Here is a 22895-nt window from a genome sequence, read left to right on the forward strand (position 1 = left end):
TCCGAAAGTAGGAAGGCGAGACGGTTGTACCAGACGGCGGAAACCATGCAGGCGGCGGTGCTCCACGCCCCGGGCGACATCAGGGTCGAGCAGGTCCCCGTCCCCGAGCCCGGCCCGGACGAGGCGCTCGTGCGGGTGGCGGCCTGCGGAGTGTGCGGATCGGACATCGCGCGCATGCTGCACCCGGGAGTGGCCTACCACTTCCCGATCATCTGCGGCCACGAGTTCTCGGGCCACGTCGTCCGGCTCGGCGACCGTCTGGCCGCCAAGGGCCGGGTACGCGAGGGCGACCTCGTCACGGTCCCCCCGCTGATCCCCTGCCACGCCTGCGAGCCGTGCAGCCAGGGCCACTTCAGCCTGTGCAAGAACTACGGCTACTTCGGCAGCCGCCGCGACGGCGCGTACGCCCAGTACGTCACCGTCCCCGACGAGAACCTCATGGTGCTGCCGGCCGACCTCGACCCCCGGGCCGCGGCCATGCTGGACCCGGCGGCCATCGCCCTGCACGCGCTGTGGCGGACGAGGATGCGCGGCGGACGCCGGGTGGCGGTGGTGGGCGCGGGCCCGATCGGGCTGTTCGCCGTCCAGTGGGCGAAGCTCGCCGGCGCCTCCGACGTGCTGGTCGTCGAGCTGAACGAGCAGAAGGCCGCGATGGCGGTCGAGGCGGGCGCCACCCGCACCGCGACCGCCGCGGAGGCCGCCGCCGAGGTGGCCGGCGACGGCTACGACATCGTGATCGAGTCCGCCGGCGTGCCCGCCACGGTTGATCAGGCGGTGGCGCTGACGGCCCGGCACGGCGAGGCGGTGTTCATCGGCATCCCGCACGACCCCGTGGTGCTGCCGAAGGCCACGTTCAGCTCGTTCCTGCGCCGCGAGGTGACCCTGCACGGCGCCTGGAACTCCTTCTCCGCGCCGTTCCCCGGCGAGGAGTGGCGGGTCGCGGCCCGCGCGCTGGCCTCGGGCGAGCTGGCGTGGAAGTTCATGATCACGCACGAGCTGGGGCTGGACGCCCTGCCGGAGACCATGGCGGCTCTCGGGGAACGTTCCATCTTCAGCTCCAAGGTTCTCTTCCTGCCGAACGAGGAGTGAGCATGGCTGCCTTCCTCGCCCTCGATCTGGGGACCGAAGGCGCCCGCGCGGCGGTCTACGGCGCAGAGGGGGCGCTGCTGGGGTCGGGTGCCGAGCGGTACCCGACCCGCTTCCCCCGGCCGGGCTGGGCCGAACAGGACCCGGACGACTGGTGGCGGGCGAGCGTGTCGGCCGCCAGGCAGGCGCTCGCCGAGGCCGGCGGCCCGCAGGTCGAAGGGGTCGCGGTGGCGACCACCGCCTCGACGGTGGCCGTACTCGACGGGCGGGGCCGCCCGCTGCGCCCGGCGCTGCTGTGGATGGACGGCCGGGCCGGCGAGGAGTCGGAGCTGACCGCGCGGACCGGTCACCCGGTCCTCCGCTACGCGGGCGGCAGCGACGCCGTCGAGTGGCTGGTGCCCAAGGCGATGTGGCTGGCCAGGCACGAGCCGGAGACCTACCGGGCCGCCGCGCGGATCGTCGAGGCCGTCGACTACATGGTGTGGCGGCTCACCGGCCGCTGGGCCGGCTCGCGCATGAACGCGGTCTGCAAGAGCAACTACGACCCGCGCGGCGCCGGCTTCCCGCACGACCTGTACGAGCAGCTCGGCGTCGCCGACCTGGCCGCCAAGCTCCCCGACGAGATCGTGCCCGTCGGCGACCCCGTCGGGCCGCTCGCCGCGGCGGCCCGCGAGGAGCTGGGCGTGACCGGCCCGGCCACGGTGGTGTCCGGCGGGATCGACGCCCACCTGTCGCTGCTGGCGATCGGCGGCGGCCACGAGGGCCAGGTGTCGATCGTCTGCGGCACCTCCAACGCCTTCGTCACCGAGATCGCCGAGCCGGTCTTCCCGCCCACGGTGTGGGGGCCGTACCCGGACGCGCTGCGCACCGGGCGCTGGCTGGTCGAGGGCGGGCAGGTGAGCGCCGGCTCGGTCCTCGCCTGGACCGGTGAGGGCCTGATCGGCCGCCCGCGCGCCGAGATCGGCGGGCTCATCGAGGCGGCGGGGCAGCTGCCGCCGGTCGAGCACGGACTGATCGTGCTCGACTACTTCATGGGCAACCGGACCCCGCTGCGCGACCCGCGGCTGAGGGGCGCGGTGCTGGGCCTCACCCTGGCCAGCACCCCCGAGCAGGTCTACCGGGCGGCCGTGGAAGGCGTCGCGTACGGCACCCGCCAGGTCATCGACTCCTTCACCGCCGGTGGCGTCCCCGTGGAGGAGATCTTCGTCTCGGGCGGCATCCAGCACAACGAGCTGTGGCTGCGGACCACCGCCGACGTGCTCGGCCGCCCGGTCCACCTGGTCACCGGCGACAACCTGACGCTGCGGGCCTGCTCGGTGCTGGCCGCGACCGGCACCGGGCGGCACGCCTCGCTGGCGGAGGCGGCGGCCGCGTACGCGCCCAAGGTCCGCACCGTCGAGCCGGCCGCCGCGCACACGCAGGCGTACCGGGCCGGCTACGCCGACTACCTGGAGGCCACGGCCGCCACGACGGAGATCTCCCACAAGCTCAGCGGAGCCCGCCATGAGCGATGACGACCAGCTCTACCAGGTGGCCGTGCGCTACTACGAGGACGGCGAGACCCAGGAGCAGATCGCGCACGCCCTGCACCTGACCCGCTGGAAGGTGGGCCGGATGCTGGCCGAGGCGCGAGAGGCCGGCATCGTGCGCATCGAGGTGCTGCACCCGCGCTCCCGGGTACGCGCGCTGGAGCAGGCGATCAAGGAGCGGTACGCGCTCCGCGACGCCGTCGTGGTCTCGGTCGACGGCGACCCCGAGCAGGTCCGCGACCGGGTGGGCGCGGCCGGCGCCGACCACCTCATGGAGATGCGGCCCGCGCCCCGCCTGATCGGCGTGTCGTGGGGCCGCACCCTGGACCGGCTGGCCGGCGGGCTGACCCCCGGCTGGGCCACCGGCGTCCACGTGGTGCAGATCAACGGCGCGCTCAGCCGCTCACGGCAGCCGACCAGCGCGCACAGCATGGCCAGCATGATCGCCCACCATGGCGGCGGCACCGCCACACTGCTGGCCGCGCCGGCGATCCTCCAGCAGCAGAGCACCCGCGCGGTGCTGGAGAGCGACCGGGCCGTCGCCGACGTGCTGGCCCTCGCCACCCGGGCCGACCTGTTCCTCTACAGCCCCGGCGGCATGGGCAGCGACTCGGTGCTGGTGGACTCCGGCCAGATCGACGCGGACGACCTGGCCCGCCTCGCCCGCGCCGGGGCGGTGGGTGACGTGCTCGGCCGCTTCATCGACGCGCGCGGCCAGATCGTCGACCCCGACCTCGACGGCCGCACCCTCGGCCTGTCCCTGGACGTGCTGCGCTCGGCCACCACCTCGGTGGCACTGGTCAGCGGCACGGCCAAGCGGGCGGTGTGCCGGGCGGTGGTGTCGAGCGGGCTGTGCGACGTGCTCATCACCGACGACCAGAACGCCCGACACCTGCTGGAGGCGGCATGACGGCCACCACGGAACGCCTGCGCATGACCGGGATCGTCAAACGCTTCCCCGGCACCGTCGCCCTCGACGGCGTCGAGCTGAGCGTGCGGCCCGGCGAGGTGCACTGCCTGCTCGGCGAGAACGGCGCGGGCAAGAGCACGCTGATGAAGATCCTCGCGGGGTCGTACCGGCCGGACGAGGGCACGATCCTGCTGGACGGGCAGCCGTACGCGCCGGCCACCCCGCACGCCGGGCTGGCGGCCGGCATCGCGGTGATCTACCAGGAGCTCGACCTGCTGCCCGACCTCACCGTGGCGCAGAACCTGCTGCTGGGCCGGGCCCCCAGGCTCGGCCCCTTCGTCCGGCGGGGGCAGCGCGCCAAGCTGGCCCGCGCGGCACTGGACCGGGTGGGCGCGACCTTCCCGGTGACCGCCCGCGTCGGCGACCTGCCGATCGCGGCGCAGCAGCTCACCGCCATCGCCAAGGCGCTGACGGCCGACGCCCGCGTGATCGTCATGGACGAGCCGTCGGCGACGCTCGGCGAGAGCGAGCTGCTGGCCGTGTTCGAGGTCATCAGGTCGCTCACCGCCGAGGGCCGGTCGGTGATCTTCATCTCGCACCGCATGGACGAGGTCATGGAGATCGGCGACCGGGCCACGGTGCTGCGGGACGGCCGCGCGGTCGGCGTGCACGACCTGGCCTCGACCGGCCCGGACGAGCTCGTCGCCGCCATGATCGGCGAGGCCGGGGAGCTCGTGGGCGCGACCGACCGGCCCGCCCCCAAGGGCGAGCCGCTGCTCCGCGTCGAACGGGCGCACGTGCCGGGGCTGCTCGACGTACGCGACCTCGACGTACGGCCCGGCGAGGTCGTCGGGCTGGCCGGGCTCGGCGGCGCGGGCCGCACCACCCTGCTGCGCGCCCTGTTCGGCGACCTCAAGGCCCAGGTGGACGCCCGGCTGGACGGCCGCCCGCTCAAGGTCACCAGCCCGGCCGCCGCCGTCCGCGCCGGCCTCGCCCTGGTGCCGGAGAGCCGCAAGGAACAGGGCCTCATGCTGGGCCTGTCCGTGAGCCGCAACGCCGCCGTCGGCGCGCTCGGCCGGCCGCCGTGGCTGCTGCCCGGCCGGACCGGCCGCCGGCTGACCGCGCCGGCGCTCGCCGACCTCGGCGTCAAGGCGTCCGGCCCCGGCCAGCTCGTCGGCCAGCTCTCCGGCGGCAACCAGCAGAAGGTCGTGCTGGCCAAGTGGATCACCCGCGGCGGGATCAGGGTCCTGCTGCTGGACGAGCCCACCCGCGGCCTCGACGTCGGCGCCAAGGCCGACCTCTACCGCCAGGTGCGCCACCTGGCCGACCAGGGCGTGGCCGTCCTGCTCGCCAGCAGCGAGCTGAACGAGCTGACCGCCAACGCCGACCGGATCGAGGTCCTGTACGAGGGCCGCAACGTCGCGCACTTCGACCCCCGGGTCAGCCCCGAGAACGTCATCGCGCACACCGTCATCACAGGAGCCGCACCATGACAGCTTCCACCGTGGCCGACACCGCCGCCCAGGAAGGCCGCCCCCGCGCCCGCCGTGGCGCGGACCTGATCGTCAAGTCCAACCTGCTGCTGGTCTTCCTCGGCCTGTGCGTGGTCGCCTCGCTGCTCGCGCCGCAGTTCCTGACCGGCCGCAACATCGCCAACCTGCTCCAGCAGTCCTCGCTCACCGGGATCGTGGCCATCGGCATGACCATGGTCGTGCTGACGGCCGGCATCGACCTGTCCGTGGGCAGCGTGGCCGCCTTCGGCGGGATGACGATCGCGCTGCTCATGGGGTCAGGCGTGCCGGTGCTGCCGGCCATCCTCGTCAGCGTGGCGGCCGGCGCGGTGTTCGGCGCGTTCATGGGCGGGCTGTCGGCGTACCTGACGCTGCCGTCGTTCATGACCACGCTGGCGGGGCTGACGGCGGTGCGCGGGCTCACGTACCTGCTGACCGACGGCAAGCCCGCCGAGGCGGGCGGCTCGGAGGGGTTCCAGCTCCTCGGCGGCGGGTTCATCGGCTACGTGCCGATCGTCGGCATCATCTTCGTGGCGATCACCGTGCTCGCCGCCGTGGTGCTGCGCGGCACCACCTTCGGCGAGTACGTCTACGCCGTCGGCAGCAACAAGGAGGCCGCCCGGCTCTCCGGCCTGCCGGTGCGCGGGGTGATCACGACCGTGTTCGCCGTGTCGGGCGCGCTGGCCGCGCTGGCCGGGGTGCTGCTCACCTCCCGGCTGACCGTGGGCCAGCCCACCGCGTTCAACGGGCTGGAGCTGGACGCGATCGCGGCCGTCGTGCTCGGCGGAACGAACCTGTTCGGCGGCCGGGGCGGGGTGTTCGGCACGTTCGTCGCGGTGCTGCTGCTGTCGGTGCTGCGCAACCTGTGCAACCTGCTCGGCCTCGGCTCCTTCTTCCAGATGGTGGTGACCGGCCTCATCCTGCTGGTCGCCCTCGTACTCAACCTGCTCATCGAGAGGCGTGGCGCTCGTGCCTGACACCATCCCCGGCTCGTTGCGGGCCTACCTGCACGGACTGCCGGGCGTCGACGAGGTCGGCGTCCAGCGGCGGGCCGCCGGCCTCGCCACCCGGTCGATCAAGACCACGGCCAAGCGGCAGGCCATCGACCTCGCCATCCGCATGGTCGACCTCACCACGCTCGAAGGGGCCGACACCCCCGGCAAGGTACGCGCGCTGGCCGCCAAGGCCGTGCGCCCCGACCCGGCCGACCCCAGCGTGCCCTCGGTCGCCGCGCTCTGCGTCTACCCCGACATGATCTCCACCGCGGCGCGGGCGCTGGCCGGCACCGGGGTCGGGCTCGCCTCGGTCGCCACCGGCTTCCCCGCGGGCCGCACGTCGCTGGAGGTCAAGCTGAGCGACACGGCCACCGCGGTCGAGGCGGGGGCGAGCGAGATCGACATGGTCATCGACCGTGGAGCGTTCCTGGCGGGCGACTACGCCAAGGTGTTCGACGAGATCGTCGCCGTCAAGGAGCAGTGCGGCGAGGCGCACCTGAAGGTCATCCTGGAGACCGGCGAGCTGGTCACCTACGACAACGTACGCCGCGCGTCATGGCTGGCGCTGCACGCCGGGGCCGACTTCATCAAGACCTCGACCGGCAAGGTCACGCCCGCCGCCACCCTGCCGGTCACGCTGGTGATGCTGGAGGCCGTCCGCGACTACCAGGCCGCCACCGGGCGGCAGGCCGGCGTGAAACCGGCCGGCGGCATCCGCACCACCAAGGACGCCATCCGCTACCTCGTGCTGGTCAAGGAGATCGCCGGGGACGACTGGCTGGACCCCGCGTGGTTCCGGCTGGGCGCCTCGACGCTGCTGAACGACCTGCTCATGCAGCGGACCAAGCTCGGCACCGGCCAGTACTCCGGGCCCGACTACTACACCATCGACTAGGGAGAGGCGTGGAGATCTTCGAGTACGCGCCCGCGCCGGAGTCACGAGCCATCGTGTCCATCCGGCCGTCGTACGACCTGTTCATCGACGGCGAGTTCGTCGCGGCCGAGAGCGACCGGCGCATCGTCTCCGTCAACCCGGCCGACGAGGAGCCGCTGTCGGAGGTGGCCGCCGCCGGCGACGCCGACGTGGACCGCGCCTTCGCCGCCGCCCGCCGCGCCTTCGAGCGGGTGTGGTCGCCGCTGCCGGGCGCCGAGCGCGGAAAGTACCTGTTCCGCATCGCGCGCATCATCCAGGAGCGCGCCCGCGAGCTGGCCGTGCTGGAGTCGCTCGACAACGGCAAACCCATCAAGGAGACCCGCGACGTCGACCTGCCGCTGGTCGCGCAGCACTTCTTCTACTACGCCGGCTGGGCCGACAAGCTCGCGCACACCGGCCTCGGCACCAGGCCGCTCGGCGTGGCCGCGCAGGTCATCCCGTGGAACTTCCCGCTGCTCATGCTCGCGTGGAAGGTCGCGCCCGCCCTCGCCGCCGGCAACACGGTCGTGCTCAAACCGGCCGAGACCACGCCGCTGACGGCGCTGGCGTTCGCCGAGATCTGCCAGGAGGCCGGCCTGCCGCCCGGCGTCGTCAACATCGTGACCGGCGCCGGCGACACCGGCCGGGCCGTCGTCTCCCACCCCGAGGCCGACAAGGTGGCCTTCACCGGCTCGACCGAGGTGGGCCGGCAGATCGCCCGCGCCGTCGCGGGCACCCGCAAGCGGCTCACGCTGGAGCTCGGCGGCAAGGGCGCCAACATCGTCTACGACGACGCGGCCGTCGACCAGGCCGTCGAGGGCATCGTGTCCGGCATCTTCTTCAACCAGGGCCACGTCTGCTGCGCCGGCTCGCGCCTGCTGGTCCAGGAGTCGATCGCCGAGGAGCTGCTGCCGCGGCTGCGCGCCCGCATCGAGCTGCTGCGCCTGGGCGACCCGCTGGACAAGAACACCGACATCGGGGCGATCAACTCGGCCGCGCAGCTCGCCAGGATCCGCGAGCTGGCCGCCGCCGGCGAGGCCGAGGGCGCCACGGGCTGGTCGCCGGCCTGCCCGCTGCCCGAGCGCGGCTACTGGTTCCGGCCGACCGTGTTCACCGGCGTCACGCAGGCGCACCGGATCGCCCGGGAGGAGATCTTCGGGCCGGTCCTGTCGGTGCTCACCTTCCGCACGCCGGAGGAGGCCGTCGCCAAGGCGAACAACACGCCGTACGGGCTGTCGGCCGGCGTCTGGACGGAGAAGGGCTCCCTCATGCTCTGGACCGCGAGCCGGCTGCGCGCCGGTGTCGTGTGGTCCAACACCTTCAACGTGTTCGATCCCGCCAGCCCCTTCGGCGGTTACAAGGAGTCCGGGTACGGCCGCGAGGGCGGACTGCTCGGATTGGAGGCCTACCTTGGCTGAGACCCCGCCGCGCATCGCGGTGCGCAGGACGTACAAGCTCTATGTCGGCGGCGCGTTCCCGCGCTCGGAATCAGGGAGGTCCTACCCCGTGACGTCGGCGGACGGATCCCACCTCGCCAACGCCGCGCTGGCCTCGCGCAAGGACGTGCGCGACGCCGTGGTGGCGGCGCGCAAGGCGTTCCCCGGCTGGTCGGGCCGCACCGCCTACAACCGGGGCCAGATCCTCTACCGGGTCGCCGAGATGATGGAGGGGCGGCGCGAGCAGTTCGCCGCCGAGGTGGCCGCGGCCGACGGCGTGAGCGCGGCGCGGGCCCAGGAGCTGGTGTCGGCCGCCGTGGACCGGTGGGTCTACTACGCCGGCTGGGCCGACAAGATCAGCCAGGTGGTGGGCGGCGCGAACCCGGTGGCGGGCCCGTTCTTCAACCTGTCCGAGCCGGAGCCGACCGGCGTCGTGGGCGTGCTCGCGCCCGGCGGCTCCTCGCTGCTCGGGCTGGTCTCCGTGCTCGCCCCGGTGATCACGTCGGGGAACACGGCGGTGCTGGTCGCCGACGAGCGCGCCCCGCTGCCCGCGGTCACGCTCGCCGAGGCCCTCGCCACCTCCGACCTGCCGGGCGGCGTGGCCAACATCCTGACCGGCCGCCTCGCCGAGCTGGCCCCGCCGCTCGCCGGGCACGCCGACGTGAACGCGCTGGACCTGGCGGGCGCGGGCGGCCTCGCGGCCGAGCTGGAGGAGCTGGCGGCGACCACGCTCAAGCGCGTCCTGCGGCCCGGGCCCGAGGACGACTGGGCCGACGCCGACCCCGGGCTCGCCCGCGTCCGCCCCTTCCTGGAGATCAAGACGGTCTGGCACCCCATCGGCCGCTGACCGCCCTCCGTTCACCGCCTCCCGGAAGCCGGGCCGGGAGGCGGCACAGCGCTCGGCGGCGGGTGTCATGACCGGCGGAGGCCGCCTTCCAGGACCTGCTTGCGGCCGCACTCGACCCAGCGGCCCCATCCGCTGGAGGCGTCCGCGGCGCCGGCGGTGTCGGTGGTCCCCTTGAAGGCGACGCACCTGCCGTTCGCCTTTACCTTCACCGGTCCCGCGTAGTACCTGAAGGCGTCCTCGTCCGTCTCGTCGTGCTGGGCGACGAAGTGATCGCGGTGCACGCGAAGGGTCACCGAGGTCTTGGTAGGGGTGCCGACGGAGTATCTCTTCATGGTGACGGCGCAGTGCTCCCCGGTCAGGCCGTTGTAGAGCAGGAACACCTGACCGTAGAGAGTGTTCGTGTGGTCGGTCACCGGCCTGGTGTGCTCGTTCAGGACCTGAAAACCGCTGCCGCACGCCCGTTCCGGGGTGTATCCGGCCGCGGCGGCGGGTGAGGCGGCGAGTGCGGTGGTGAGTACGGCCGCCGTGGCGAGCCGCGCGATGACGGTCATGAAGATCCTCCCGTGGACGCTGATCATCTGGCGACTCCGATGGTGACCGGCGCCGTTGTTGTACGGGAGAGCCCCTGATCGATCGCGGACAACGTGTTGTCCGCGGACAACTCCTTCTGTTGACTTGATCATCGATGGAGGGAACGGGGGAGGAGGCGGCTGGGATGAACCGGAGGGCGGGCAGGCCCCAGGGCGGCCCTCGCGGCAGCACGGAGCAGGCGAACGCGCTGGCGGAGTTCCTGCTGGCCCTCACGGCCGGGTCGACCGTGCGCGGGCTCGCCGCGCGCTATCACGTGGGCAAGACGCTCTGGGGCGAGTACCGCGCGGGCCTGAAGATCATCCCGCTGGAGCTGCTGAACCGGCTGGTACGGGACCACACCCCGGACGAGGACACCCGCCGGGCGCGACTGGCGACCGCAGCCCGGCTCCACGCGGCGGCCACCGCCGCCCAGCGGCCGGCGCCCGCACCGGCGGCGGTCGCCGAGGCGGCCGGTGACCCGCCCGTGGCGGCGGTCGGCGGCCCGCCCGTGGCGGTGGGGGCGGGGCGGCGGCGGTCGCGTCCGCTGCTTCTGGCGGCCGGTGGCACCGCGCTCACGCTCCTCGCCGCGCTCGTCCTGGTGCTCACATGGGGCCCGCCCCGCGAGGACGCCGTGTTCGCCGTCGGCCCGGCCGGCGTCGGCGTCTTCAGCTGGGACGGCACGGACGCGGCCGGGTGGACCAGGATCGGCGACGAGGCCGAGCGCCTCTACCTCGGGCCCGCGGGCGTGTTCGCGACCCGCTCCGACGGCCGCCTCTACCGCTACGAGGGGGAGCCCGGCCGCTGGTCGCTGATCAGCGAGCCGGGCCGCGACTTCGCGATCAGCGGCGAGCACGTCTTCCGGCTGGCCGCCGACGGCGGATCGGTCGCCGCGTGGGACGGCGAGGGCACGTCGTGGACCACGATCGGCGGCCCGGCGACGCGGCTGTACGGCGGCGACCCCGGCCTGTTCGCGACCGAGCCGGGAACGGACTTCATCTACCGCTACACCGGCGACCCCTTCACCTGGCAGCGGATCGGCACGGCGGGCGCGTCGTTCGCGCTCACCGGCGACGACCTGTACGGTCTCACCCCCGACCAGGCGCGGGTCAACCGCTGGCAGCCGGACGACCGGACCGAGCCCTGGCCGACCTGGGCCTACGCGGCCGGTGGGGCGGCGGAGCTGTGGGGCGGCCGGGCGGGCCTGTTCTCCGCCGACCCGTCGCGCTCCCGGCTGCGCGTCCTCGCCGACGCCGGCAACGGCGTCGCCGACCAGACGTGGCGGGACATCGGCCCGGCCGGGGCGGAGGTGGCGGTCGGCCGGCGAGCGGTGTACGTCCTGAGCGGGAACCGCTCGCGGATCCTGCGCTGGTCCGGCGGCGCCTGGCAGGACATCGGCGGCCCGGCCCAGACCCTGGCGGCGGGCTGAGGCACGCCCTACGCGTCGTGCCGCCGGCGCACCATCTCGTCGATCCAGACGGGCGCGTACGGGGACGTGCACCCCGGCGAGACGGGGTAGTCCTTGAGCACCTCCAGGCGCTCGCCGATCTCGACGGCGCGGGCGCGGTGCCCCGGGTGCTCGATGCCGATCTGCGCCAGGCAGTGGTTCATCGCCCACTGCAGGCGGTCGGGGGCGCCCTTCATCTCGGCCTCGATGACGTCGAGCAGCCCCGCGAGGTCGAGCCCGGCGGGCTTCTTCGCCACGCGCTCGGTGGTGAGCGCCCACCCGGCGCTCGCGACCGCGGGGTCGGGGTCGGCGAGCCAGGCCGGCCGCAGCTCCTCGGCGTGCGGGCTCTTCTTCACCACGTAGTTGACCAGCCAGTCGTGCACCTTCGGCGAGCCCGCCTCGCGCACCATGGCGTCCAGCTCGTCGCGTTCGAACGCCTTCGGGCGGCAGATCAGGAGCGCCAGCAGCCGGGCCGCGGCGTCACCCGTCTCCCAGAGCCGGCGCGCGAGCTCCTGCTGCGTCTTGAGCCGCTTGGCGAGGGCGCGCAGCGCGCTGAGATTGACGCCGTGATCGTCGCCGTGCCTCGCGTTGACCGCGCGGATCTTCGGATCCTCCAGAGCGGTCAGTTCGGCCATCACCTCGGCCACCGTCACTTCGGCCACCATCAGGCCGGCCTCCCGTCGTTTCGGCGTCAAATCCCGGGTTCTTCGCAGAAAATGCGCGGCGGTTCTCGATGATGCCCCTCGCCGGGACCGGGGTGTCGCGGCGAGGGCGCGGAAGCTGATACAGGAGTAGCCGGCAAATGCGGTTACTTCTTAATGCTCGGCCTCGTACTGCTTGATCAGAGTCGCGGCAATCCGGCCCCGCTCGCTCACGGGCAGGCCCTGCGCCTTGGCCCACTTGCGGATCTCGGTGGCCTTCTCCCTGCCCATCTCACGGGCCGAACCGGCGCTCCCGCGACGGCCCCGCTCCTTGCCCGCGCGGACGGCACGCGCCTTGGTGATGAAGGGCGCCAGAGCCTTCTCCAATTTCTCTCTGTTCTCGCCGGACAGGTCGATCTCGTAGGCGGTGCCGTCGAGAGCGAACCGCGTGGTGCCCTCCGCTTCACTGCCGTCGAGGTCGTCGAGAAAAGATTCAACGATGCGCTTCGCCATAAGGTGCTCCAAACCCCGATGTTGCTTGCGGATACTGTAGTCCCCTTCAGAGACGCACGCATCCTCACAAATGCCATGTCGCGAATAGTGGACCGGGTCCGCACGGCCCACCGGCCCGCGCTTTGACGCGGTCCGCCCTTGACCGGCGATCTTCGGCGTTGCGCGCGTCGCGGTCCGTCCGCCGCGCCGATTCGCCTTTCCCCGGCCTTCACGGGCGGCCGGAGCCGCGGCCCACGCAGGTTCGGCAGGATCGCTATGACCAGGGGAAACGCGCGGGCGGCCGGCGGGCGGGCAGGCGCCTCCGTCCGCGCGGGCGCGGCGCGTGGCCCACACCCGTGCGGGGTACGCGGGAAAACGGGCCTGTCGCGGGCCGCCCGCCCGTACGGATCCGGGAAGGCGCGCCAGTTTCGGGCGTCGCGGCCCGCGAGCGGCAATCCCGTCCCGTTTCCGCCGAATCCGAAATTGAATCGGACTTCAAGACCCTCATGTCTCCCGTCATCCGCGTTCTGGTCCCTTCCTGTTCTCCCGGATCAGGAAGACCGCGGACGACACCAGCGCCCACGCGCCCAGCACGAGGAACGGCATCAGCCGCTGATGCCCGCCGAAGTAGACGGCGGTGTGCTGGGCGTTGACCGAGGCTCCGGGCGGCAGCCAGCGTCCGATCACGCCCAGCGGCGACGGCAGCAGCGGCCAGGACACCGCGCCGCCCGACGAGGGGTTGCCGAGCAGCACCATCAGCCCCCACGTGGGCACCATCGCCCAGCGCCCCACGAGCGTGCGGAACATGGAGAACACCATCCCCGACGCGAACATGGTCAGCGCCAGGATGAACCAGGACTCCGGCAGCGGCAGACGGAGCGCGCCGAGCACCCAGTCGACGGCGGCCACGATGGCCAGCGCTCCCATCCCCGCGTACGCCCCCGTGAACGCGACGCGCTCCCACGGGGCGAGCCCGCCCGCGTTCGCGTTGAGCTGGACGGCCCCGACGAACCCGATGACCACGGCCGCGAGCGTGATGTAGAACAGCGCCAGCCCGCGCGGGTCGCCCCGCTGCAGCGGTTTCAGGTCCCGCACCGTCAGCCGCATGCCGACCTGCCGGGCGACCGTGGGCGCGGCCTCGGTGAGCAGTTGCGCCACCGACGCGCCGGAGGCGCTCGACACGTAGAAGGTGGCGTCGTTCCCGCGCACCACGACGATGCCGAAGACGCGCTGCTCCTCGACCGCCCGCAGGGCCCGCTCGAAGTCGGGCTCGAAGGACAGGGCGAGCGAGGCGTTCAGCCGCTGCTCCAGGCCGGCGGCGAAGGCCTTGCCGCGCACGGTCTGGTGAGTGGTGCCCACCACCGCCACCGGCACGCGGTGCGGGGTCGGGGCGGCCATGGCGTAGGTGTAGGACCCGGCGAACAGTCCCGCCGCGGCGGCGACGATCACCACGAGCACGGTCGCGGGGAGGAACGGTGATTCCTTGAAGTCCGCCCACCGCCGGCCCGTCCGGTCACGCATGCGCTCACGCTAAGCGCGCGACGGCCGCCGCCCGCCCGTTGACACGCCGCCCTGCTCGCCTTTCAGATTTCCGGCAATACCAGTAGGAAATATTGACTTATCGCGGGTGTCGGCCTAGCGTCTGATCCATGAGGCAGGGTCTTCTCCTGACCAGGCGCTCCCACGTGGACTTCTGCCACGTCGCCAGCGCCCAGTGTCGCTGATCACGATCGTCGGCGGGCCGTACGAGCCCGCCCCGTCTTCATGTTCCCGGCGTGGCCGCCGCAGCCCACGCCGCCGATCCAGGTCAACGCCGCGCGTCCCGGACGACCCCGGGCGGCGCGCGAGCATGCCGTTCGTCGTGAGGATCTCTCGTGATCATCTCTTCAGTCAGCGTCCCCAAGCCCCGCGTACGGACGGGGGTGGCGGCATGACCGCGGCCCCGTCCGGCCTCGCCGTCACCTCCGACCTGTTCCGCCGCGCCCTCGCCGTGCACGCCAGCGGCGTCGTCGTCATCACCGCCCAGCACGGAGGCCGGCCCGCCGGGCTGACCGCCACCTCCTTCTCCTCCGTCAGCCTCGACCCGCCTCTCGTCTCCTTCTACGTGGACCGTTCCTCCACCACGTGGCCGTCGCTGCGCGCCGCCGACCACTTCGCCGTCAACGTGCTCGCCCACGACCAGGCCGAGGTGGCCGCCCGCTTCGCCAGCAGGGGCGTGGACCGCTTCGCCGAGCCCACCCGCTGGCGGCCGGGACCCCTGGGCGCGCCGCTGCTCCAGGACGTCTCCGCGCACCTGGTGTGCCTGCCGTACGAGACCGCCGAGGTCGGCGACCACATCCTGGTCGTCGGGCTGGTCGTCGAGGCGGAGCTGCGAGGCCCCGGCCGCCCGCTGCTCTACCACCAGGGCCGCTTCGGCCGTTTCCTGGCCCACCCCGAATCCTGACCTGGAGCCTCTCCGTGACCACCATCCGCACCAGGCAGCCGGTGTACGCGAGCCCCGTCGACCACGTCGCCTACGGCCACTACGGCTCCGGCCGCCTGCACCACTCCCCGGACTGGAACCGCCCCCTCTACCCCTTCCAGGGCCGCGTCACCGCCGACGGCTCCAGCGGCTTGCGCGCCGAGCCCGGCCGCTACCACCTCTACGCCGCCTGGGTCTGCCCGTACGCCCACCGCGCCGCGATCGTCCGCAAGCTCAAGGGCCTGGAGGACGTCGTCTCCCTGTCGTACGTGGACGACGAGCGCGACGGCCGCGGCTGGGCCTTCCGCGAGCGCCGCGGCCCCGACCCGGTCAACGGCTTCACCCTGCTGGAGCAGGCGTACGACGCCACCGAGAAGGGGTACGGCGGCCACATCTCCGTCCCCGTCCTGTGGGACCGCGAGACCGGCCGCATCGTCAGCAACCACTTCCCGGACATCACCCTCGACCTGGCCACCCAGTTCGGGCAGTGGGCCGGCGACTCGATCGACCTCTACCCGGAGGCCCTGCGCCCCGAGATCAACACGCTGAACGCCTGGATCTACCACGACGTCAACGCCGGCGTGACCCGCGTGGCCCGCGCCGCCACCGAGCGCGAACGCGAGCGGGAGCGGCACCGCGTCGTCGCCGCGCTGGAACGCCTCGACGAGCGCCTGGCCGAGCGCCGCTACCTCACCGGCGACACGATCACCGAGGCCGACGTGCGGCTGTGGGTGACGCTGGCCAGGTTCGACGCCGAGCACAACCGCGGCCACCTGATCAGCGAGCGCGAACTGCCCGACTTCGAGCACCTGTGGCCGTACGCCCGCGACCTCCACCGGCTGCCCGCCTTCCGCGAGACGACCGAGGGCCTGCCCGCGTCCTGGGACACGCCGCCGGGGTGGCGGCGATGAGCCGCAGGCGCGTGCACCTGGCCGCGCACTTCCCCGGCGTCAACAACACCACCGTCTGGGCCGACCCCCGCTCCGGCAGCCAGATCGACTTCGCCTCCTTCGTCCACCTGGCGCGGACCGCCGAGCGCGGCACGTTCGACTTCTTCTTCCTCGCCGAAGGGCTGCGGCTGCGCGAGCTCAAGGGCCGCGTCCACGACCTCGACGTGGCCGGGCGGCCGGAGTCGCTCACCGTGCTGAGCGCGCTGGCCGCGGTGACCGAGCGGCTGGGCCTCGCCGGCACGGTCAACGCCACCTTCAACGAGCCGTACGAGCTGGCCCGCCGCCTGGCCACGCTCGACCACCTCAGCGACGGCCGGGCCGCCTGGAACGTGGTCACCACCTCCGACGCCTTCACCGGCGAGAACTTCCGCCGCGGCGGCTACCTCGACCGGGCCGACCGCTACCGGCGGGCCGCCGAGTTCGTCCGGCTCGCCGGCGAGCTGTGGGAGTCGTGGGCGCCGGACGCGGTCGCGGCGGACCGCGCGTCGGGCAGGTTCCTGCGCGACGCGGACGCCGTGGGCGAGGTGCGCTTCCACGGCGAGCACTTCGACGTCGAGGGCCGCTCCACCGTGCCGCGCTCCCCGCAGGGCCGGCCGGTGATCATCCAGGCGGGCGACTCGGACGAGGGCAGGGAGTTCGCCGCCGCCCACGCCGACGTCATCTTCACCCCGCACGGCTCGCTGGAGGACGGCCGCCGCTTCTACGCCGACGTCAAACGCCGGCTGTCCCGTCACGGCCGCCGGCCCGACCAGCTCAAGATCATGCCGGGTGCTACGTTCGCGCTCGGCGACACCGAGGAGGAGGCCGCCGCGAACGCCGCCGCCATCCGCCGCGCCCAGGTCGGGCCGCAGACCGCGATCGCGTTCCTGGAGCAGGTGTGGGGGCGGGACATGTCGGCGTACGACCCGGAGGGCCCGCTGCCGGACGTCGAGCCCGACCTGTCCGGAGGCGTCTCCCAGGGCCGGGTGGCCATCAAGGACCGCGCCGCCGTGGCCGCCAAGTGGCGGGCGCTCGCCGAGGAGAAGCACCTGTCGATCCGCGAGCTGGTCATCGAGGTCACCGGGCGGCAGACGTTCGTCGGCACGCCGGAGACGGTGGCCCGGCAGATCGACGAGCACGTCCAGGCCGAGGCGGCCGACGGATTCATCCTCGTGCCGCACCTGACGCCCAGCGGCCTGGACGACTTCGTGGACCGGGTGGTGCCGATCCTGCGCGAACGCGGCGCGTTCCGTACCCACTACACCGGCTCCACCCTGCGCGAACACCTGGAGCTCACGTGACACTGCACCTCGCCGCACTGCACCTCGCCGTGGCCCTGGACGGCGCCGGCTGGCACCCCGCCGCCTGGCGCGAGTCCGCGGCCGACGTCTTCTCCGCGCGGTACTGGGCGGGCCTGGTCGCCGAGGCCGAGCGCGGCCTGCTCGACTTCGTCACCATCGAGGACGCCCTCGGCCTCCAGTCCACCCTGACCGACGGCGCCGACGACCGTGCCAACCAGGTGCGCGGCCGGTTCGACGCCGTGCTGCTCGCCGCCCGGCTGGCCCCGCTCACCAGCCACGTCGGGCTGGTCCCCACCGCCACCACCACCCACACCGAGCCGTTCCACGTCGCCGTCGGCATCGCCACGCTCGACCACGTCAGCGGGGGACGGGCCGGCTGGCGGCCGCAGGTCTCCGCCCGGTCCTTCGAGGCGCGGCACTTCGGCCGCCGCGCGTTCCCGCCGCTGGAGGAGGTGCTGAACCGGCCGGGCGGCGCGGACCTGTCCGCCCACCCGCACGTACGCGAGCTGTTCGCCGAGGCCGCCGACGCCGTGGAGGTGGCGCGGCGGCTCTGGGACAGCTGGGAGGACGACGCCGAGATCCGCGACGTCGCCACCGGCCGCTTCCTCGACCGTGACAAGCTCCACTACGCCGACTTCGCCGGGCCGTTCTTCTCGGTCAAGGGCCCGTCGATCACGCCGCGCCCGCCGCAGGGGCAGCCCGTGGTGACCGCGCTCGCGCACTCCCGGCTGCCCTACGAGTTCGCCGCCGCCTCCGCGGACGTGGTCTACGTGACCCCGCACTCGGCCGAGCACGCCCGCGCCGTCGTCGAGGAGGTCAGGGGGCTGTCGGCGGACCTGAGGATCTTCGCCGACCTGGTCGTCTTCCTGGGGACGGACGCGGCCCGGCGCAAGGCGCGCCTCGACGAGCTGGACGGGGCCGAGCTCGTCTCCGACGCCGCGATCTTCACCGGCACCCCGGCCGAGCTGGCGGACGTGCTCCTGGAGTGGCGGCGCGCGGGCGTCGAGGGGTTCCGGCTGCGGCCGGGCGCGCTGCCGTACGACCTGGAGCAGATCGCCCGTGGGCTCACGGCCGAGCTGCGCGGGCGCGGGGCCTTCCGGCACGCCTACGAGGCCGCGACGCTGCGCGGGCTGCTCGGCCTGCCGCGCCCCTCCAACCGCTACGCGGAGGTGTCATGAAATTTCTGCTCATCACGCTGATCGTGCACAACGACGACCGCTCACCCACCGAACGTTTCCGCGAGGTCGTCGGCAACGCGGTGCTCGCCGAGGAGCTGGGCTTCGACGGGTTCGGGGTGGGGGAGCGGCACGAGCGGCCGTTCATCTCCTCCTCGCCGCCCGTCGTGCTCAGCCACATCGCGGCCCTCACCTCCAGGATCCGGCTGTTCACCGCCGTCACCACGCTGAGCCTGCTCGACCCGGTGCGCGCCTACGAGGACTACGCCACGCTCGACCACCTGTCCGGCGGCCGGCTTGAGCTGATCATCGGCAAGGGCAACGGCGCCGCCCAGGCCGAGCTGTTCCACGTCACCGCCGAGGACCAGTGGGAGCGCAACCGGGAGGGCTACGAGCTGTTCCGCCGCCTGTGGCGGGAGGACAAGGTCACCTGGCAGGGCCGCTTCCGCCCCTCGCTCACCGACGCCGAGACCTGGCCCCGCCCCCTGCAGCGGCCCATCAGGGTCTGGCACGGCAGCGCCACCAGCAAGGAGTCGGTCGACCTGGCCGCCAGGTATGGCGACCCGCTGTTCTCGGCCAACGTCACCCACCCCGTCGAACCGTACGCCGAGCTGATCGACCACTACCGCGAACGCTGGGCCTATTACGGCCACGACCCCGCCGACGCCCTGGTGGGTGCCGGCAGCGCCGGCTACTACGCGGCCCCCACCTCCCAGGAGGCGATCGCCACCTACCGGCCGGTCTTCGACGCCCGCGTCGAGTTCCAGCGGAAGCTGGGCCTGCCGGTGGTCTTCCCCACCCTGGAGGACGCCATCGAACGCGGCTCCATCCTGGTCGGCAGCCCGCAGCAGATCGTCGACAAGGTGCTGCGCTACCACAAGCGCTTCGGCCACGAGGTGATGCACCTGCACGCCGACGCCGACGGGCTCACCCAGGCGCAGCACCGGCGGGCGTTGGAGCTGTTCCAGGCCGAGATCGCGCCCGTGCTGCGCGCGGAGATCCCCAGCCGGCCGTTCCCCGCCGCCGTTCCCGTGGCTCCGGTCGCCGTCTCCTCCGGGGGTGCCGCGTGACGCTGTCCATCCTCGACCTCGCCCCCGTCGTGTCGGGCGGCACCGTCGCGCGGGCGCTGCGCGACACCATCGACCTGGCCAGGCGCGCCGAGGGCTTCGGCTACCGCCGCTACTGGCTGGCCGAGCACCACTTCGCGCCCGGCGTGGCCAGCTCGGCCCCGGCCGTGCTCATCGCCCTCGTGGCCGCGGCCACGAACACGATCCGCGTCGGGTCGGGGGCCGTGCAGCTCGGGCACCAGACGCCGCTGTCGGTGGTCGAGCAGTTCGGCCTCATCGACGCGCTGCACCCCGGCCGCATCGACCTCGGCATCGGCCGCTCCGGCCGGCGCCGCGCCGAACTCACCGCCGAGCCGCGCGCCGCCGAGGTCGTGGACGGGCTGCTCATCCCGCCGCCGTTCGACTACTCCCGCCTGGCGCAGCACCCCCACCTCGCCCACGCCGCCACCCTGCTGCAGCAGCCCGGCGCGCGGACGCCGGACTTCGCCGACCAGATCGACGACGTGCTCGCCTTCCTGGCCGGCACCCACGAGGTACGGGCCGTGCCCGGCGAGGGCGCCGACCTGGAGGTCTGGATCCTCGGCAGCAGCGGCGGGCAGAGCGCCCGGGTCGCCGGGGAGCGGGGGCTGCCGTTCGCGGCCAACTACCACGTCAGCCCCTCCAGCGTGCTGGAGGCCGTCATGGCCTACCGGGAGGCGTTCAAGCCCTCCGCCACGCTGGCCGAGCCGTACGTCATGGTCTCCGCGGACGCGGTCGTCGCCCCGGACGAGGGCAGGGCGCGCGAGCTGGCCAAGGGCTACGACCTGTGGGTGCGCAGCATCAGGACCGGCTCGGGCGCGATCCCGTACCCGAGCGCGGCCGAGGCCGACGCCCACGTCTGGACCCACGACGACCGCGCGCTCGTCCAGGACCGCCTCGACACCCGGTTCGTCGGCTCGCCCGGCCAGGTGGCCGACGGGCTGCGCGTGCTGCGCCGGGTGACCGGGGCCGACGAGCTGCTGGTCACCACCATCACCCACGACCATGAGGACCGCGTGCGCTCGTACGAGCTGCTCGCCGACGCCTGGGACCGCCCGTGAGACGCCTCGCCCCCGCCGCCGCTTCCGCCGTCCTGCTGGCGGTCCTGGCCGGCTGTGGCGCGCCGGCCGCCGAGCAGGCCGCCCCCGCCACGCTCACCTGGGCCGTCGAGACGCAGCCCATCACGCTCAACCCCCAGCAGTGGTCGCAGAACAAGGCGAGGCTGCTGGTGTTCAACCAGTTCGACGCGCTCCTCGCCAAGGACGAGGACGGCTCCTACCGCCCCTGGCTGGCCAAGTCGTGGACGGTGTCGGACGACGGGCTGACGTACACGCTCGACCTGCGCGAGGACGTCACCTTCCACGACGGCGCGACGTTCGACGCCGCCTCCGTCAAGGCCAACCTCGACCAGTTCCTCGTGCCCGGCTACAACGCGGCCGTGGCCGCCATCCAGCTCAGGTCCTTCAAGAAGGCCGAGGTCGTCGCGCCGCACCGGCTCAGGATCACCCTCAAGGAGCCGGACGCGCTGTTCCTGGACTTCCTCGCCTCGCCGTACGCGGGGCAGATCTCGCCGAAGTCGCTCAAGAGCGCCAAGGACCTCAAGTTCGGCGGTCCCGACCTGGTCGGGACCGGGCCGTTCATCCTCGACCGGTACGTCCAGGGCCAGGAGATCCACTACCGCCGCAACCCCGCCTACCGCTGGCCGCCCGCCGGAGCCGCCCACCGGGGCCCCGCCCACCTGGCCGAGATCACCTACCGGTTCCTGCCCGAGGCCGCCGTACGGGTCGGCGCGCTCACCTCCGGCCAGGTCCAGGTCATCGAGGGAGTGCCCGCCACCGAGGTCGCCCTGATCGAGAAGGACCCCTCCCTGGCGCTGCACACGTCGCTCAACTCCGGCACCTCCTACTCCTACTACTTCAACACCTCGCACCCGCCCTTCGACGACGAACGGGTGCGCCAGGCGTTCCGCGAGGCCGTGGACGTGGACGCCGTGCTGCGCTCGGTCTACCGGGGCACCGCCACCAGGGCGTGGAGCGTCGTCGGCCGGCGCAGCCCCTTCTACGACGCCTCGCTGGAGGGCTCCTTCGGCGGCGACGTCGCCAAGGCCAACGCCCTGCTCGACGCCGCCGGCTGGACCGGGCGCGACGCCGAGGGCTACCGCGTCAAGGACGGCGAGCGGCTCACCGTGCGCGAGGTCGCCTCCGCCCCGTTCGTACGCGACCGCAGGGACGTCCTCGCCCAGGCCATCCAGGCCCAGGTCAAGCAGAACGCGGGCATCGACTTCCAGGTGCGGATCGTCGACCAGGGCAGCGCGCAGAAGGCCCTGGAGGAGGACGCGTACGAGCTGTTCGGCAACTCCCGCGGCGACGCCGACGCCGGGGCCGCGCTCAACCTCATCCTGCCGGCGAAGGCCGCCATCAACCGCACCCACTTCGCCGACCCGCGGGTGGACAAGTGGCTGGCCGCCGCCTCGGCCACGTCCGACCAGGCCGCGCGGAAGAAGCTCTACGCCCAGGTGCAGCGGGCCGCCGTGGCGGAGCACGCGGTGGTGTTCCCGATCTACGTGCCGGCCGACCAGATCGCGGCGAGCGGGAACGTGCAGGGGCTCGGCTTCGAGCCCGCCTCCGGCACGCCCGCGAGCGCGTACGACGTGCGGATCGGCACATGATCAGACGGCTGGGCACGGGCCTCGCGGTGCTCTGGGCCGCCGCCACCGCCTCGTACGTCGCCCTGCTGCTGGCGCCGGGCGACACCGTGGACATCCTGGTCGGCGACGGCCCCGACACCCCGGAGATCCGGGCGCGGATCGTCGCCGAGTGGGGGCTCGACCGGCCCGAGATCGTCCAGTACGTGTCCTACCTGTGGCGGCTGCTGCACGGCGACCTCGGCCGCTCCTACCAGGCGCAGCGCGGCGTCGGCGAGATCCTGGCCGGCCAGGTGGGGCCCACCGCGCAGCTCACCCTCGCCGCGGCGGGCACCGGGGTGGTGCTGGCCGGGGTCATCGCGCTCGCCACCGCCGGGCGGGGCAGGTGGGCGCGCGGCGCGGCCTCGGCCGCCGAGCTGGTGGCGGTGTCGGTGCCGCCGTTCCTCATCGGGATCGTGCTGTTGTCGGTGTTCTCGTTCACGCTCGGCTGGTTCCCGGTCTCGGGGGCGCAGGGGCCGCGGGCGCTGGTGCTGCCGGCGCTCGCGCTCGGCCTGCCCATCGCCGGCGTGCTCGGCCAGGTGCTGCGCGGCGGGCTGGAGCAGGCGCTGGAGCAGCCCTTCGCGGTCACGGCCAGGGCGCGCGGCCTCACCGAGCGCGCCCTGGTCGCCCGGCACGCCCTGCGGCACGCGCTCATCCCGGCCGTGACGCTGGCCGGCTGGTTCACCGGCACGCTGCTGGGCGGCGCGGTGATCACCGAGATCCTGTTCGGGCGGCCGGGGCTCGGCCAGGTGGCCATGCAGGCGGTGACCGGCCGCGACATGCCCGTCGTGATGGCCGTGGTGCTGCTGTCGGCCGTCGTGTACGTGACCATCAGCACGCTGCTCGACCTGGCCTACCGCGCCATCGACCCGAGGATCCGGACATGA

Annotated in this window: 21 protein-coding genes; 17 read left to right on the forward strand and 4 right to left on the reverse strand. The window is 73.4% G+C overall.

Going from position 1 to position 22895, the window contains the following annotated elements:
- Window positions 1-24: 24 nt before the first annotated feature.
- From BMW85_RS23710 to BMW85_RS23745, 8 genes are read left to right on the forward strand one after another with little or no spacing between them, the layout of a single operon-like run.
- Window positions 25-1089: a galactitol-1-phosphate 5-dehydrogenase gene (locus BMW85_RS23710; protein WP_218155896.1), complete on the forward strand. Its 1065-nt coding sequence runs from the start codon at window positions 25-27 to the stop codon at window positions 1087-1089.
- 2 nt (window positions 1090-1091) lie between these two features.
- Window positions 1092-2600 (forward strand): FGGY-family carbohydrate kinase, encoded by a 1509-nt coding sequence (locus BMW85_RS23715; protein WP_091085114.1) that lies wholly within the window; start codon window positions 1092-1094, stop codon window positions 2598-2600.
- Window positions 2590-3525 carry a sugar-binding transcriptional regulator gene (locus BMW85_RS23720; protein ID WP_091085117.1) on the forward strand — a complete coding sequence of 312 codons (936 nt, stop codon included), beginning with the start codon at window positions 2590-2592 and terminating at the stop codon, window positions 3523-3525. Before BMW85_RS23715 ends, BMW85_RS23720 begins: the two co-directional genes overlap by 11 nt.
- Entirely contained in the window at window positions 3522-5018 is a 1497-nt protein-coding gene (locus BMW85_RS23725; protein ID WP_091085120.1) for a sugar ABC transporter ATP-binding protein, read from the forward strand. Before BMW85_RS23720 ends, BMW85_RS23725 begins: the two co-directional genes overlap by 4 nt.
- A complete protein-coding gene (locus tag BMW85_RS23730; protein WP_091085122.1) occupies window positions 5015-6013 on the forward strand; it encodes an ABC transporter permease in 999 nt (332 codons plus the stop codon). The genes BMW85_RS23725 and BMW85_RS23730 overlap by 4 nt, the downstream gene beginning before the upstream one ends.
- On the forward strand, window positions 6006-6926 hold the full coding sequence (gene deoC, locus BMW85_RS23735; protein ID WP_245775019.1) for a deoxyribose-phosphate aldolase: 921 nt from the start codon (window positions 6006-6008) through the stop codon (window positions 6924-6926). The genes BMW85_RS23730 and deoC overlap by 8 nt, the downstream gene beginning before the upstream one ends.
- Before the next feature lie 14 nt (window positions 6927-6940).
- Window positions 6941-8362 (forward strand): aldehyde dehydrogenase family protein, encoded by a 1422-nt coding sequence (locus BMW85_RS23740; RefSeq protein WP_218155906.1) that lies wholly within the window; start codon window positions 6941-6943, stop codon window positions 8360-8362.
- Window positions 8355-9227, forward strand: coding sequence for an aldehyde dehydrogenase family protein (locus BMW85_RS23745; protein WP_245775020.1), 873 nt, complete (start codon window positions 8355-8357; stop codon window positions 9225-9227). The genes BMW85_RS23740 and BMW85_RS23745 overlap by 8 nt, the downstream gene beginning before the upstream one ends.
- Before the next feature lie 65 nt (window positions 9228-9292).
- Here the strand turns inward: BMW85_RS23745 and BMW85_RS23750 are convergent, their stop codons facing one another.
- Window positions 9293-9778 carry a hypothetical protein gene (locus BMW85_RS23750; protein ID WP_143082380.1) on the reverse strand — a complete coding sequence of 162 codons (486 nt, stop codon included), beginning with the start codon at window positions 9776-9778 and terminating at the stop codon, window positions 9293-9295.
- Between the two features lie 164 nt (window positions 9779-9942).
- On the opposite strand from BMW85_RS23750, the gene BMW85_RS23755 reads away from it, so the two are divergent.
- On the forward strand, window positions 9943-11223 hold the full coding sequence (locus BMW85_RS23755; RefSeq protein WP_091085132.1) for a hypothetical protein: 1281 nt from the start codon (window positions 9943-9945) through the stop codon (window positions 11221-11223).
- A gap of 8 nt (window positions 11224-11231) precedes the next feature.
- Here the strand turns inward: BMW85_RS23755 and BMW85_RS23760 are convergent, their stop codons facing one another.
- The 3 genes from BMW85_RS23760 to BMW85_RS23770 all read right to left on the reverse strand — a co-directional run bounded on the left by BMW85_RS23760 (window position 11232) and on the right by BMW85_RS23770 (window position 13895).
- Window positions 11232-11906 carry a DNA alkylation repair protein gene (locus BMW85_RS23760; protein ID WP_091085134.1) on the reverse strand — a complete coding sequence of 225 codons (675 nt, stop codon included), beginning with the start codon at window positions 11904-11906 and terminating at the stop codon, window positions 11232-11234.
- Window positions 11907-12056: 150 nt separating this feature from the next.
- Window positions 12057-12395 carry a histone-like nucleoid-structuring protein Lsr2 gene (locus tag BMW85_RS23765; RefSeq protein ID WP_091085137.1) on the reverse strand — a complete coding sequence of 113 codons (339 nt, stop codon included), beginning with the start codon at window positions 12393-12395 and terminating at the stop codon, window positions 12057-12059.
- A 495-nt stretch (window positions 12396-12890) separates the two neighbouring features.
- Window positions 12891-13895, reverse strand: a complete 1005-nt coding sequence (locus BMW85_RS23770) for a hypothetical protein (RefSeq protein ID WP_091085139.1) — start codon at window positions 13893-13895, stop codon at window positions 12891-12893.
- A gap of 409 nt (window positions 13896-14304) precedes the next feature.
- Here BMW85_RS23770 and BMW85_RS23775 point away from each other — a divergent pair, with 409 nt between their 5' ends.
- From BMW85_RS23775 to BMW85_RS23810, 8 genes are read left to right on the forward strand one after another with little or no spacing between them, the layout of a single operon-like run.
- Window positions 14305-14817 (forward strand): flavin reductase family protein, encoded by a 513-nt coding sequence (locus tag BMW85_RS23775; RefSeq protein ID WP_091085141.1) that lies wholly within the window; start codon window positions 14305-14307, stop codon window positions 14815-14817.
- A gap of 14 nt (window positions 14818-14831) precedes the next feature.
- Window positions 14832-15746 (forward strand): glutathione S-transferase C-terminal domain-containing protein, encoded by a 915-nt coding sequence (locus BMW85_RS23780; RefSeq protein WP_091085144.1) that lies wholly within the window; start codon window positions 14832-14834, stop codon window positions 15744-15746.
- Complete coding sequence (locus tag BMW85_RS23785; RefSeq protein ID WP_091085384.1) at window positions 15743-17065, forward strand: NtaA/DmoA family FMN-dependent monooxygenase; 1323 nt, start codon at window positions 15743-15745, stop codon at window positions 17063-17065. The genes BMW85_RS23780 and BMW85_RS23785 overlap by 4 nt, the downstream gene beginning before the upstream one ends.
- Window positions 17062-18243, forward strand: coding sequence for an LLM class flavin-dependent oxidoreductase (locus BMW85_RS23790; protein WP_245775021.1), 1182 nt, complete (start codon window positions 17062-17064; stop codon window positions 18241-18243). Before BMW85_RS23785 ends, BMW85_RS23790 begins: the two co-directional genes overlap by 4 nt.
- Window positions 18240-19310 (forward strand): LLM class flavin-dependent oxidoreductase, encoded by a 1071-nt coding sequence (locus BMW85_RS23795; RefSeq protein WP_091085147.1) that lies wholly within the window; start codon window positions 18240-18242, stop codon window positions 19308-19310. Before BMW85_RS23790 ends, BMW85_RS23795 begins: the two co-directional genes overlap by 4 nt.
- Complete coding sequence (locus tag BMW85_RS23800) at window positions 19307-20386, forward strand: LLM class flavin-dependent oxidoreductase (protein WP_091085149.1); 1080 nt, start codon at window positions 19307-19309, stop codon at window positions 20384-20386. The genes BMW85_RS23795 and BMW85_RS23800 overlap by 4 nt, the downstream gene beginning before the upstream one ends.
- Window positions 20383-21993 carry an ABC transporter substrate-binding protein gene (locus BMW85_RS23805; RefSeq protein WP_091085152.1) on the forward strand — a complete coding sequence of 537 codons (1611 nt, stop codon included), beginning with the start codon at window positions 20383-20385 and terminating at the stop codon, window positions 21991-21993. Before BMW85_RS23800 ends, BMW85_RS23805 begins: the two co-directional genes overlap by 4 nt.
- Complete coding sequence (locus BMW85_RS23810; RefSeq protein WP_091085154.1) at window positions 21990-22895, forward strand: ABC transporter permease; 906 nt, start codon at window positions 21990-21992, stop codon at window positions 22893-22895. The genes BMW85_RS23805 and BMW85_RS23810 overlap by 4 nt, the downstream gene beginning before the upstream one ends.

The organism is Nonomuraea wenchangensis, assembly GCF_900111685.1.
Taxonomy (GTDB): Bacteria; Actinomycetota; Actinomycetes; order Streptosporangiales; family Streptosporangiaceae; genus Nonomuraea; species Nonomuraea wenchangensis.